Origin of the sequence: Bacillus cereus group sp. Bc010, from assembly GCF_027716745.1 — a bacterium.
GTDB lineage: Bacteria > Bacillota > Bacilli > Bacillales > Bacillaceae_G > Bacillus_A > Bacillus_A pacificus.
Genome location: NZ_JAQFUY010000008.1, coordinates 45,689 through 58,152, shown reverse-complemented (window position 1 = coordinate 58,152; position 12,464 = coordinate 45,689). Strand labels below are relative to the sequence as shown.

Below are 12,464 nucleotides of genomic sequence, written 5' to 3'. Positions count from 1 at the left end.
GATTTAGATGAAAAAGGATAAAAAGTTTTCTATAGGAGAATTCTCAGAAAAAACGGGAATACCAATTCCTACTTTGCATTATTATGATGGAATCGGGTTATTACAACCTGAAAAGAATCCTTCTTCAGGGCACCGCATTTATAAGTATCAAGATATTATAACCTTACAAAAAATTATAAGTTTAAAATTTCTAGGCTATAGTCTAGATAAAGTCGCTAATTTGTTACACGAATCAAGTTTTGGTGTTGATTTGAATGAAAGTTTGTCTCTCCATTTGCAAGTGTTAGAAAGAGAAAAAGAACAAATTGGGCAATCAATACAAGCAATTAAAAGAGTAATGAAGTTAGTCGAAGCGGAAGAAGAGGTAGATAGTAGGGTATTATTTAGTCTTATTTACGGTATGAATACAGAACATACACATAAAGAATGGATGGAACGTCATGAGTTAACGGATATCGTGGAAGAATTATCAAAGAAACGAGAAGAAGATGAAATTGCTTTGGATAAAACGTTTATTCAATTGTCTAAAAAGGTTAAACAATTATATGGTAAACCAGTCGAGGACTTGAAAGTACAAGAGATGGTAAAGGAATATATAGAAGAGTCTTTTTCATTTCTTAGTGAAGATTTGATACAAAAGTTAGCTAATACTAGTGTGGGAGAACTGGATATGCAAGAACTTGAAAATATGATACCTTCGCCTTTCGCAGAAGATGAACAAAAATGGCTTAATGAAGCGATGGAATATTATATGAAGCAAGTAGAAATGGAAGAGGGATAGATTTTATGAATGTTTAGCTTCATCGAAATAATGCTGTAGACCTTTCATTGAATAAGGGTAGAATTGCGTTTATTATTGGTTCATTCAAAAGAAAGAACCGCTTATACTGCATTTTTGAAGCATAAGCGGTTTTGTTTAAAATACTCAAAAACAAAAATCCTTTGGTAAAGTATCATTTTTTATTACCGTTCTCAACTCGTTTTTTTACCCCGGCGGTCAAATAAAAACAACCTTTATTTTTTAATCGACAATCCATAAACTAACGTCTCACTCGGAGTCGTAATACTAAAACCTGTTGTTTTATAATCAAGTTTCACCGTATCACCAGTGTAGTCTTTCGTGAATGAATCCATTTATACAATAAAATCAGCATCTTCATATACAACATCATCTGCAACATATGTATCCCAAATTAAATCGACATCAACGAATATACTACAAGAGTTTGTCATTGTCCCTCTAATGCGAATGATCTTTTTGTCTTCACGTTCTAATCTATGTATAGCTGCTTTTGCTTCATCAGTAATGCGAATGTTCATGATATCCCAACCTTTATTTATATTTCCTTTATTATTGCAAAAACAGAAGAAATAGGGAAGTAAATAAAAAACGAGCAAACAAATTTGTTTGCTCGTTTCACTTTATCCGACTTTAATGGGCAGTAAGACCCCCACCTCAAAATGCAGCGAAAGAAAAGAAATTAGGTGGGGGATCAACTGCCCATAAAAGTCCGATTGGTTCAACTAATAATCCGTGGGGGATGAAGAAACCCCCCACGGATTAAAGTTTCACTTTATTTCAGTTCACATTTATCAAGCGGAATCACTTTCGTTTTTTTCGTAAATTTATATCCTAACCATAGTACTAAGAAGAGTGGTAAACCGATGTAAGAAACGAGTACACCGTTCCAGTCGATTGATTCGCCCATAAATGCGCCGTAGTTTTGTCCTAAAATTACGATAATACAAAGCGTAAATGCGAAGAGTGGACCGAATGGGAACCATTTTGCTCTATAAGGTAAGTCTTTTAAATCTTTTCCTTGTGCGATATATGCTTTACGGAAACGGTAATGACTAATTGCAATGCCGACCCATGCGATAAAGCCAGACATTCCAGATGCGTTTAATAACCAAATGTATACAACACCATCACCGAATAAAGAAGCAATGAAAGCGATACTACCGACAATTGTTGTTACGATTAATGCGTTAACAGGTACGCCGCGGCTATCTAATTTACTAAGAAACTTTGGTGCTTTCCCTTGGCGAGCTAAATCCCAAAGCATACGAGTTGATGCATACATACCAGAGTTACCAGCAGATAGTACTGCTGTTAAAATAACAGCATTCATAACAGAAGCAGCGAAGGCAACGCCCGCTTTTTCAAAAATAAGTGTAAATGGACTTACTGTTACATCACTTGCAGCAAGGCTTTCAGTTGTATAAGGAATTAATAAACCGATAACGAGAATCGCAAGGATATAGAATAAGAGAATACGCCAAAAGATCGAACGAATTGCTTTCGGAATATTGCGTTCTGGATCAGAAGTTTCACCAGCAGCTACACCTAATAATTCTGTTCCTTGGAATGAGAAACCAGCTGCCATAAATACACCAATAATTGCCATGATACCACCGTTAAATGGTGCATCTGCAACAGTGAAGTTTTTAAATCCAACAGTTTCACCGCCCATAATTCCGAAAATCATCATAAAGCCGACAATTAAAAAGATAATAATAGTAACTACTTTAATAAGTGCGAACCAATATTCAGATTCACCAAATCCTTTAACAGATAAGTAGTTTAAAAGGAAAATAATAGCTAAACATAATCCGCTCCAAATAAGAGAAGGGGTATCAGGGAACCAAAATTTCATAATTAATGTTACAGCCGCTAGTTCAGCAGCAATCGTAATTGCCCAGTTATACCAATAGTTCCATCCAAGTGCAAAGCCAAGTGATGGATCAACAAATTTTGTTGCGTACGTGCTAAAAGATCCAGTAACAGGCATGTAAGCTGCTAGTTCAGCTAAGCTTGTCATTAAAAAGTAAACCATAATTCCAATTGCGGCGTATGCAATTAATGCGCCACCAGGCCCAGCTGAATGGATGACACCACCGCTGGCAAGAAATAGTCCGGTACCAATTGTACCGCCGAGAGAAATCATCGTAAGGTGCCTTGATTTTAGACCGCGTCTTAATTCACCTTTTCCTTTTGTAGTTTCTGTTTTAGAGGTAGCTTGATTCGTTGCGCTATTCATGTTCAACACTCCTTTTCTTGTAAGATAGGAAGGAGCGGGGGAGAAAAATACAAAAAACCGCCAAAGGAATTTGGCGGAACGTTTCACAAATAACCACCCCATCATACCCTTCCGTTAAGATAGCACCCCACGTTTACACGGTAATTTTGTAAACGTGACAGTTCTGTTCCTTTCGGAGACAGCCCCAGCTCATATTTCCAGAGAAGAAATATAAACTTCGGCAACTTTTCCTTTCAAACGGAGTCTAAGACATTCTCTGTGTCTCGTCCGTTTTACTATTAAAAGTCGCAACCTCTACCTCATCGGATTGATGAGGATTTATATATTGCTAAGATTTTTAATATATGGCAATTGTAATGAGTTTCTGAATATATTGCAAGATATTTTGTTAGGAAAAGTCAAAAAATATCGGTTATTGTATAGGAAACGCTTGCAAAACTCCACCCGAACCTACTATTATGTAACAATAAGCAAAGAAAAAATTGTTATACAAATGTTTCGCAAAAAATATTGAAAAACCCTTCAAAAATTAAAAGAAAATTCAGAAAATATAATTCAACATTCATAATAAAGTCATATTTTTTGTTATAATTAGAGTAACGTTTAAGTGAAAAGGGGAAATCAAAATGAAATTAGAAACAGAAAGGCTCTATATAGTGCCTTGTACAGAGGAGAGTATACACTTTGCTAACGAGCAAGGATATAATAGTGGTCCGCATATTGTAGGGCATGTAGAAAATGTAAAACAGGATAAGGATTTATTACCTTGGGGCGCTTGGTATGTCATTCGAAAAGAAGATGACATCGTTCTAGGCGATATAGGGTTTAAAGGGAAACCAAATGAGGAACATACAGTAGAAGTTGGTTACGGTTTTATTGAGAAATATTGGAATAAAGGGTATGCGACAGAAGCTGTAAGAGAACTAATAAATTGGGCTTTTCAAACTGGAGAGGTAGAAATGATTATTGCGGAGACACTTCTGGAAAACGAAAGCTCCATTCGTGTATTAGAGAAATTACATATGAAGAGAATAGGTACTACAGAAACAATGATGAATTGGAAAATAGAAAAATAAAAAATACCGCTCGAAGTATATCGGGCGGTATTTTTATTGTTATGGAAGCATTTGTTTTTGATCATTCGGATATCCAGTTGTCGGTGTGTTAGAACGATTGGAATGATTGCGAACAGCAATGAAAATAGAAATAATAACGACAAGACCAATTGCCACGTAAGAAAGTGAAATAATAGTTGGATCCACTTTAAATGTAGTAAGTAGTGTACGAATGTTTGTAAAGATAATAAGGCCACCAACTAATACGCCAAGTAAATGAGAAGGAACGATGCGCACTAACCATGCAGCGATTGGAGCTGCGACAATACCGCCAAGCATTAACGAAAATACCCAAACCCAACTTACTTGTTCCCAGCCGAGTGAGATGAAGAAACCAATTGTTGCAGCGAGTGAGACAGGAAACTCACTCGTATCTACAGATCCGATAACTTTTCTAGCTTCATTTCCTCTTGCTAAAAGTACAGGTGTCGTAATCGGCCCCCAGCCACCACCACCAGTTGAATCAACGAATCCAGCAAATAAGCCAAGTGGAACAAGTTGTTTAGCCGACATACGTTTATTTGAAGTAATAACTTGTTTTTGAATAATGAATCGTAATAAAATATAAACCCCTAAAGTAAATAAAAATACAGAAATGTACGGTTTAATGACATCCCCAGGTAAATTGCTTAAAAAACATGCCCCCACAAATGCGCCAATTGCTCCTGGTAATGTAAGCCTCGAAACGGTATATTTATCAACATTTCCAAATTTGATGTGAGATGCACCAGAAGCTGCGGTTGTAACGACTTCAGCTAAATGAACAGAAGCGGAAGCGACAGCCGGTGCGATACCAAACATTAGTAAAAGTGAGGTAGACGTTACCCCGTACGCCATTCCAAGCGCTCCATCGATTAATTGAGCGAAAAATCCAATAATAGCAAATACAATTAATTTCTGCATAAATAATCCCCCTGTAATAGTAAATGAAAAAGGCACTTTTCCCGTATGAGAAAAGTGCCTTTGGTTTTTCCAATCAGCAATAATTAAATTTGTTTCATTATAATACATATTAATCGTATAAATCAACTAGGCTTTAAAGTTTTTTAAATTGAATGAAAGAAAAATAAAATATACAATAAAAGGATGGAGAGAAAGGGGAGAAAGACATGTTACGATTTGATCATCTCGTTCACGCAGTACATTGTACACCGGAGGAAGCGGCAAAACAAATGCAGGAGCGTGGATTTCATACTGTACTAGGCGGAGAGCATACAAATTGGGGTACTTGGAATAGTTTATGTTATTTTGATTTATCATATATAGAATTTTTGGCAGTTCAGCATGAAGAAAAAGCGAAGAAAGCAGACAATCCATTAGTACAAGAAACGGTAGTGAAATTACAAGATGGAGAAGGAATGTTACAAATCGCAATTCGAACAGATGCAATTGAAGAACTAGCAGTTAAGTTTAATAAACATGGATTACATACGATAGGACCATTTGAAGGGAAACGAATGAGAAAAGATGGTCGCCTTTTAGAGTGGAAAATGTTATTTGTAAAGCAAGAAGAGAACGGACCGAAATTGCCTTTCTTTATACAGTGGAATGAAACGGATGAAGAAAGAAGAAACGATTTACGTAACATTGGCACAGTCACGGAACATAAAAACAAAGTGCAACAAATTGAAACGATTCATTACGCAGTGAAAAATGTTCGAGAAACTGTGCGAAAATGGGAAGAAGTAATGGGACTAACTGCAAGCCAAATCGTTAAAAATGAAGAATGGAATGTGGAATGTCAAAGTGTATCGCTTGGCGACATTCAAGTGCAGTTTTGTGAACCAATTGGAGAAGGGCTAGTACTAGAACGATTGAATCATCATGGCGAATATCCATTTGCAGTAGAGTTTAAAGGGGAAAATAAACGAGGGCATGAAGTGTTAGGTAGTTTGTACATATATTGATAGAGGTGAACGTTGTGGAAGAAATGCTTAGAGAGATAGAGAGAAAACTAGAATGGCCTCGTATTGTAAAGTGTACAGCTATTTCAAAAGGTTTTTCACATGAAGAGAAATATAAAATAAAATTAGAAAACAGAGTAACATATTTTGTGAAAGTATGTGATGCTGTAAACTTTGAACGTAAACAAGAAGAATATACATATATGAAACAATTAGAGTCATTACATATTCCAACGCCTAAGTTAATTCACTTCATAAAACTTGAGGAATTAAATAAATGTGTTCAAGTATTTGAATGGGCCCAAGGTGTAAATGGTGAAGAGGGCTTAAGTAAGCTATCGGCGGAAGAACAGTATCATGCAGGAAGAAAAGCTGGAGAAGTATTAAAGCGAATTCACTCAATTGAAAGAGAAAGTGCAAGTGATAAATGGGAAACATCTAGATGGAATAAATACGAAAGATACATAGAGGCATTAGCAGATTACGAAGTGGATTTTCTAGATTTGAAGTCAGTATTAACTTTTGTAGAAAATCATAAAGACTTATTAAAAAACCGTCCAATGACATTTTTACACGATGACTTCCATCCAGCAAATAGTATGATTCATAATAAGGAATTTATCGTTATTGATTTTGGTGGATATGATTTTGGAGATCCGATACACGATTTTTATAACGTAGCGATTTTTACTACAAGAATAAGCAAACCATTTGCGGTTGGACAAGTTCACGGTTATTGCGGAGGTGAACCGTCGCTTCATTTTTGGAAACTGTACTCATTATATGCAGCAATGACATTCCCTGCGGATATCGTTTGGACAAACCGAAGCACACCGCATTTAGTAGAAGATATGAAGGAAAGATTAAACGGAATTTTAGATGATCATAATCATTTTTCATCCTATATTCCAAAATGGTATCAATCAAGTGAATGTAATAAATAAAGGAGGAATACATATGGAAAAAATTGCGGTAATTTCAGATATACATGGTAATATTCCAGCTTTAGAATCGGTACTGCAAGATATTAAATTGAGAGGAATCGAACGCATAATTTGTCTTGGAGATTTAGTTGGAAAAGGCCCTCATTCTAGTGAAGCAATTGAAATCATTCGTAAAGAATGTGAAGTAGTTGTAATGGGAAACTGGGATGATTTTATTACAAAACCGACTGAATTTGAAGCATTAAAATGGCATCAAAAACAATTATCGGAAGAACAAAATGACTATTTAAGAAGGTTACCATTTTCAATCGAGTTTTATATGAGTGGAAAACTCATTCGTATGTTTCACGCTTCACCGAGAAGTTTATATGAAAGAATTCAACCACACGCTTCAAGAGAAGAGCGAATTAGTATGTTCGAAAACAGTGAGCTCACAGAGAATATAGAAGGGGAAAGAAAACCAGATGTCGTTTGCTACGGTGACGTTCATCAAGCGTTCGTTCAAAATTTCAGAGGGAAAACGTTATGTAATGCTGGTAGCGTTGGAAACCCACTTGAAATTACACAAGCTTCCTATTTAATATTCGAAGGAACTTACAATGAAAAAGAAGCAGCAAGCTTTTCCATTCAACTCGTACGTGTACCGTATGATATTGAATTAGCTATCAGACTAGCAGAAGAACTCGATATGCCAGAAATAGAGGAATACAAGCAAGAATTACGGACTGCATTGTATCGAGGGTTTAAGGGAAAGTAAACCAATCATAATATATCTATCGTAACTTAAAATATATCAACGATTTTTTCGATATATCGACTTACCGACAAATAGTGACATAAAAGTTAATTATAATTTTGTTATGTAAACTAAATGAAGGTGGGAAATATCATGAACCGAAAACAACGTATAAATGAAATTGCTAATCATATTTTAAAATTAAACTTAACTCACCCAACAAGAGTTGGAGTAAGCGGTATTACAGCATCAGGAAAAACAACATTTGCAAACGAATTCGCGGAAGAAATACACAATCAAAAGTATATGTATAGCCTTTTATTAATAGTTATAATTCTCGTATAATTATATTAGCTTTAGAAAGTGAAAAACGGGGGATAAGGCAATAAGAAACGCAAAAAGGGGAGAAAAAATATAATGAATGAAGTATTAGAATTAAAAGAAGAACTACTACAAATTAAAAATAATAATTATGCTGTACCAGAAGACGTAGATGCATATCCATATGCGCAGTGGATGTTAGATTATATCGGATCACCTGATGCTGAATTACGCGATGATTTAATTTATAGTACGCTTCACACATGGATTACAACTGATGTATTTAGACAAAAAGAATTACGAGGGTTAATGTTACAAGCAATTAGTCCTGATTATTTATTTTATAAAATTGGTGAAAAGGGAACAGATTCTGTTTTTAAACGTGCGTTCTCTGTATTAATTCCGCCACTTATTTTATCTGTTCATGAAAGAGAACCGTTGTTATCCGAAGAACAACTGTACAGCGTAGCAGAACAAGTGCTGGAATATGTATATTTAGAAGAAGATGTAAGAGGTTACGTAGAAGGAAAAGGCTGGGCACACTCTACTGCACATGCAGCGGATGCGCTCGATGCGTTAGCTCGTACAATACAAAATCGTGAGTTTTCATATGCGATTCTTGCAGCTGTTCGTCAGAAAGTTCGCCTAAATGACTATGTTTACATACACTTTGAGGATGAGAGATTAGTAACGCCAATTATGTCATTACGTAATCAAAATCTTTTAACAGAAGAAGAGTGGAGCAACTGGTTACATAGTATAGCAATCGTTGAAGACATCCCGCATCCTCAGCATGATATTTTAGTACAAAATATTAGAGCTTTTTTAAGAAGTTTATACTTTAGAGTTTTAGAGACAGAGGGTAGTACAGCCTTTACAGATGATATTTTGGAAACTTTGAAGGATTTGCGTAGGTATTAAAAATTCATTTTGCTAAAATGAAATTACATAAAACCACCATCTCCCAACCATACTAATAAAATGTGTTGGAGGTGAGTTTAATGGACAAAAAAGATTTTGAAAAAGTGTATAATGATTATTTACATCAAGGAGAAGAACAAGCTCAATTTGAAGTAGACCATGAAGTTAATACAGGAGCAGAACAAATTGTTGCCGTTCGTAAAAATGATGATGGGGATTTAATAGCGTTTAAAACAAGTAGCGGAAGAGAGTTAGATTATATGACTGCTCTTAGCGAAGCAAAATCAGGGAAATTAGCTCATGTGGACGTATTTCATAAGTATGGTAGAGATATTATACGTAGCGAACCGGATGGAATAAAAGAAAATAACTTAGATAATTTACCTTCATTTTAAACGGGTAAACCTGAAGAAGAGAATGTTCATTTGGATATTCTCTTCTCTTCTTTTCTTTCTCTACAAATAGACGGTTCATTTCTACAGTGCGATCATACTTTTAAAGAGCGCTCTAAATTTCTCTTTATCTTCTGCTGTAAATGGTTTCGGTCCTTTTGTACGCTTACCGCTTTTTCGAACCATTGCACTTAAATAACGTGTTTGTAATAGTTGGTCAATGTTTTCATTCGTATACTTGTACCCTTTATGATGAAGAACGATACAGCCTTTTGCTAAAGCAAGTGAAGCAAGACCGTAATCTTGTGTTACGATTAAATCTTCTTTTTGGGCTAACTGCATAATTCGGTAATCCGCAGCATCTGCTCCAGAATCAACATAAATTGTTTCCACGCCTTTTGGCTGCTCTGCATTAGAATAATGAGAAAAGCTTGTAACGAGGGTAACAGGAATTTCTGCCTTCGTAGCTTCAAAAATAATTACATCTTTTACAGGGCAAGCATCTGCATCAACATAGATTTTCATTGGTATCACTCCTATAACTAGGTTCGTGTTGATGATAATGGTAGATTTAGGTTTTGTCAAACGAGGATTTTGTATTTTAACTTACAAAAATTGTATATATTTAAAAATATATGCTAACATATAATTGGTTTAATAATAATAATTTTCAGAAAGTGGGAATGGAATGATTTATAAAGCAGATAACAATGTAAGGCAAAAGTTAGTTGAGATGTTTGATGATTTCGATAGTACGATTGTACTTTCCTATCTCCAAGGACATATGGGAAGTGCGTGGGTAGACAATCTCGAAAATCCAACTGTTGCTCAAATAACTGTAGGAATTTTTGTGTTTTACGCCGGGAATCCAAACGCAGAAGAGGCGGAAGAATTATTATATAATCTACCTGATTTTACTCTTGCCATTGTAGATTCGGATGAATGGAAAAAACGGATAGAGACTGTTCACAAAGGATCAATTGAGAAGTTTCAAAGATTTAGATTTAATAAGAACCCCGGCGATTTAGATAAAGAATACATACGGGATATATTGTCTACATTACCCCAAAATTACGAAATGAAAAAAATTGATAAAGATATAGCAAAGGCATCTTCATTTCATGCACTCTCAGAAGATTTTACTAGTCAGTTTGATTCAATTGATGATTTTATTGATAGGGGCGTAGGATACGCCATTTTAAATAAAGGGCAAGTTGTTTCTGCTGCAACATCATTTAGTATATTTGATGATGGAATCGAGATTGAAATTGCGAGCCATCCTGAACATAGAAGAAAAGGCTTAGCTAAGATTGTAGCATCTGCACTTATATTAGATTGTTTAGATAGAGAGAAATATCCTAGTTGGGATGGAGCAAATGCTGAATCTGTTGAACTAGCAAAAAAGCTAGGCTACACTTTTAAAGAACCTTATGATACATATTTTATTCAAATAAAAAAATGAACCAATACAAGTACATAAACTAAAGTGGTTTTTAGTTTATGTACTTATTTAAAAATTAATGAAATTCTATTGACGATATGTAAGGATGCTACTTATTTTTCACAAACCAAAATAGCCTCACGTAAACGAGAAACCCCTTCCTCAATTTGATCAATATCCACTTTTCCATAAGATAAACGTATATAACCATCTTTCGCGCCGAAAATACTCCCCGGCATAAAGGCTATTTCTTGTTTTAAGCTTTGCATAATGAGTTGTTTTTCGTTTATCGGTTCTTTTAATTTCCCCCATATGTATATACCACCGGTCGGATTTGAAAAAGAGATTTTATCGTGAAGTTGCTCGTTTAGAGCGCGGACGATAACGTCTCTTTTTTCTGCTAGTTGTTTTCGTAACGGTACGATATGAGACTGAAATGGTACGGTTTCAAAAAATTGTTGCATAAGCCACTGCGGGAAAATGCTCATACCTAATTCCATTTGATGTCGTGCGTCAGATAACCTTTCTACTACCGATTGTGGGGCGACAAGCCAACCGACTCGTAATCCCGGTGCAATCATTTTTGATAAAGAATGGACATAGATGACTGTTCCATTTTCATCTATTGATTTTAAAGTAGGGCAAGGTTGTTTCTTTTCTAACGTAAGTAAACTAGACGGATCATCTTCAACAATCGCAATTCGTAAGTCTGCACAAAGTGATAATAGTTTTTTTCTACGGCTTGGATGCAGCATTGTGCCCGTAGGATTTTGGAAGTTTGGATTTAAAAAGATCATTTTAATACGATGCTTCCGATATAGCTCTTGCACATCATCCGGATTAATACCGTGTTCATCAACAGGTAACGGGAAAATACGAATACCTGCTGATTGAAATAACGGTAAGGAATAACAGTGTGAAGGACTTTCAAAAGCAACAGCATCACCTGGATTTAATAAACATTGCACGATAAGGTGAAGTGCTTGCTGTGCGCCAGAAGTAATCATAATCGATTGTTCAGTCGCTTCAACTTTTAAATATTCCTTCATATATTTTACGACCGCTTGTCTTAATGGGAGATAACCTTGCGGGTGATCATAGCTTAATGAATGCGTTAACGGTTGTTCTCGTAAAATCATTTGTAGTTGATCGTGAGGATAGAGGTTACAACCGAGCTCTCCGTTTGCAAAATCTATAATATTTTCATTTTGTTGTATTTCTGCCCGAATATGGCGAAGTAACGGTAAGTTTGGTAAAAATGTACCGCCTTCTACGAAATTTCTCCAGTTCGGCGTTAATGTTGGAGAAACGCCCCACATATGTGTACTCACTCGTGTTCCTTTACCAGTCGTACTTTCTACAATTCCCATAGCACGAAGTTCATTATAAGCAGTCGTTACTGTACTTCGGTTTACATTTAATTGTGTAGCTAATTTCCGTTCGGAAGGGAGGAAGCTACCTGGAGGAAGTTCTCCATATGTAATACGTTTCTCAATAAAGTCAACAACTTGCTGATAAATAGGGATTTTACTGTCGCTATCTAGCTTCCATTCCATAAAAAACGCCTCCGTAACTCTTATATACATTCAGTATAACAAATTGGCTGGGTAAAAAAACAGCCAATTGGACGGTGTTATATCCAGCCAATT

12 protein-coding genes, 2 pseudogenes and 1 riboswitch are annotated in these 12,464 nt (G+C 35.6%); of the genes and pseudogenes, 9 read left to right on the top strand and 5 right to left on the bottom strand.

Going from position 1 to position 12,464, the window contains the following annotated elements:
* Positions 1-7: 7 nt before the first annotated feature.
* Positions 8-781 carry a MerR family transcriptional regulator gene (locus PDQ68_RS12000; protein ID WP_061182590.1) on the top strand — a complete coding sequence of 258 codons (774 nt, stop codon included), beginning with the start codon at positions 8-10 and terminating at the stop codon, positions 779-781.
* A gap of 233 nt (positions 782-1,014) precedes the next feature.
* On the opposite strand, the pseudogene PDQ68_RS11995 reads toward PDQ68_RS12000, so the two are convergent.
* Both PDQ68_RS11995 and PDQ68_RS11990 read right to left on the bottom strand, forming a co-directional pair.
* A pseudogene (locus PDQ68_RS11995) lies at positions 1,015-1,320 on the bottom strand (iron-sulfur cluster biosynthesis family protein).
* A gap of 254 nt (positions 1,321-1,574) precedes the next feature.
* The gene (locus tag PDQ68_RS11990; protein WP_073530860.1) at positions 1,575-3,041 is read right to left on the bottom strand and encodes an amino acid permease; all 1,467 of its coding nucleotides are present in this window, start codon (positions 3,039-3,041) and stop codon (positions 1,575-1,577) included.
* Between the two features lie 112 nt (positions 3,042-3,153).
* A riboswitch (Lysine riboswitch) is annotated at positions 3,154-3,346 on the bottom strand.
* Between the two features lie 321 nt (positions 3,347-3,667).
* Between PDQ68_RS11990 and PDQ68_RS11985 the strand changes: the two genes are divergently transcribed.
* Entirely contained in the window at positions 3,668-4,117 is a 450-nt protein-coding gene (locus PDQ68_RS11985) for a GNAT family N-acetyltransferase (protein ID WP_061182588.1), read from the top strand.
* A 39-nt stretch (positions 4,118-4,156) separates the two neighbouring features.
* On the opposite strand, the gene PDQ68_RS11980 is transcribed toward PDQ68_RS11985, so the two are convergent.
* Positions 4,157-5,167, bottom strand: coding sequence for a sulfite exporter TauE/SafE family protein (locus PDQ68_RS11980; protein ID WP_029141140.1), 1,011 nt, complete (start codon positions 5,165-5,167; stop codon positions 4,157-4,159).
* Between the two features lie 98 nt (positions 5,168-5,265).
* Between PDQ68_RS11980 and PDQ68_RS11975 the strand changes: the two genes are divergently transcribed.
* From PDQ68_RS11975 to PDQ68_RS11950, 6 genes and pseudogenes are all read left to right on the top strand, one after another.
* Positions 5,266-6,063, top strand: a complete 798-nt coding sequence (locus tag PDQ68_RS11975) for a VOC family protein (protein ID WP_061182587.1) — start codon at positions 5,266-5,268, stop codon at positions 6,061-6,063.
* Positions 6,064-6,077: 14 nt separating this feature from the next.
* A complete protein-coding gene (locus PDQ68_RS11970; protein ID WP_061182586.1) occupies positions 6,078-7,004 on the top strand; it encodes an aminoglycoside phosphotransferase family protein in 927 nt (308 codons plus the stop codon).
* A 13-nt stretch (positions 7,005-7,017) separates the two neighbouring features.
* On the top strand, positions 7,018-7,761 hold the full coding sequence (locus PDQ68_RS11965; RefSeq protein WP_061182585.1) for a metallophosphoesterase family protein: 744 nt from the start codon (positions 7,018-7,020) through the stop codon (positions 7,759-7,761).
* A 132-nt stretch (positions 7,762-7,893) separates the two neighbouring features.
* Positions 7,894-8,031 (top strand): annotated as a pseudogene (locus tag PDQ68_RS11960) (uridine kinase); the annotation flags it as partial.
* 126 nt (positions 8,032-8,157) lie between these two features.
* Positions 8,158-8,982 (top strand): DUF2785 domain-containing protein, encoded by an 825-nt coding sequence (locus tag PDQ68_RS11955; protein ID WP_001006692.1) that lies wholly within the window; start codon positions 8,158-8,160, stop codon positions 8,980-8,982.
* 80 nt (positions 8,983-9,062) lie between these two features.
* A complete protein-coding gene (locus PDQ68_RS11950) occupies positions 9,063-9,377 on the top strand; it encodes a DUF3892 domain-containing protein (RefSeq protein ID WP_000358171.1) in 315 nt (104 codons plus the stop codon).
* Positions 9,378-9,458: 81 nt separating this feature from the next.
* Here PDQ68_RS11950 and PDQ68_RS11945 read toward each other — a convergent pair whose 3' ends face one another.
* Complete coding sequence (locus PDQ68_RS11945; protein WP_000708754.1) at positions 9,459-9,899, bottom strand: YaiI/YqxD family protein; 441 nt, start codon at positions 9,897-9,899, stop codon at positions 9,459-9,461.
* Between the two features lie 163 nt (positions 9,900-10,062).
* Here PDQ68_RS11945 and PDQ68_RS11940 point away from each other — a divergent pair, with 163 nt between their 5' ends.
* On the top strand, positions 10,063-10,836 hold the full coding sequence (locus PDQ68_RS11940) for a GNAT family N-acetyltransferase (RefSeq protein ID WP_016717865.1): 774 nt from the start codon (positions 10,063-10,065) through the stop codon (positions 10,834-10,836).
* Between the two features lie 92 nt (positions 10,837-10,928).
* On the opposite strand, the gene pdxR is transcribed toward PDQ68_RS11940, so the two are convergent.
* Positions 10,929-12,371, bottom strand: a complete 1,443-nt coding sequence (gene pdxR / locus PDQ68_RS11935) for a MocR-like pyridoxine biosynthesis transcription factor PdxR (protein ID WP_061182864.1) — start codon at positions 12,369-12,371, stop codon at positions 10,929-10,931.
* Positions 12,372-12,464 lie beyond the last annotated feature (93 nt).

What these genes read in the sequence shown, in the direction of transcription:
- PDQ68_RS12000 (WP_061182590.1), top strand. Translation starts at nt 8, where the DNA reads ATGAAAAAGGATAAAAAGTTTTCTATAGGAGAATTCTCAGAAAAAACG.
- PDQ68_RS11990 (WP_073530860.1), bottom strand. Translation starts at nt 3,041, where the DNA reads ATGAATAGCGCAACGAATCAAGCTACCTCTAAAACAGAAACTACAAAA.
- PDQ68_RS11985 (WP_061182588.1), top strand. Translation starts at nt 3,668, where the DNA reads ATGAAATTAGAAACAGAAAGGCTCTATATAGTGCCTTGTACAGAGGAG.
- PDQ68_RS11980 (WP_029141140.1), bottom strand. Translation starts at nt 5,167, where the DNA reads ATGTATTATAATGAAACAAATTTAATTATTGCTGATTGGAAAAACCAA.
- PDQ68_RS11975 (WP_061182587.1), top strand. Translation starts at nt 5,266, where the DNA reads ATGTTACGATTTGATCATCTCGTTCACGCAGTACATTGTACACCGGAG.
- PDQ68_RS11965 (WP_061182585.1), top strand. Translation starts at nt 7,018, where the DNA reads ATGGAAAAAATTGCGGTAATTTCAGATATACATGGTAATATTCCAGCT.
- PDQ68_RS11955 (WP_001006692.1), top strand. Translation starts at nt 8,158, where the DNA reads ATGAATGAAGTATTAGAATTAAAAGAAGAACTACTACAAATTAAAAAT.
- PDQ68_RS11950 (WP_000358171.1), top strand. Translation starts at nt 9,063, where the DNA reads ATGGACAAAAAAGATTTTGAAAAAGTGTATAATGATTATTTACATCAA.
- PDQ68_RS11945 (WP_000708754.1), bottom strand. Translation starts at nt 9,899, where the DNA reads ATGAAAATCTATGTTGATGCAGATGCTTGCCCTGTAAAAGATGTAATT.
- PDQ68_RS11940 (WP_016717865.1), top strand. Translation starts at nt 10,063, where the DNA reads ATGATTTATAAAGCAGATAACAATGTAAGGCAAAAGTTAGTTGAGATG.
- pdxR (WP_061182864.1), bottom strand. Translation starts at nt 12,371, where the DNA reads ATGGAATGGAAGCTAGATAGCGACAGTAAAATCCCTATTTATCAGCAA.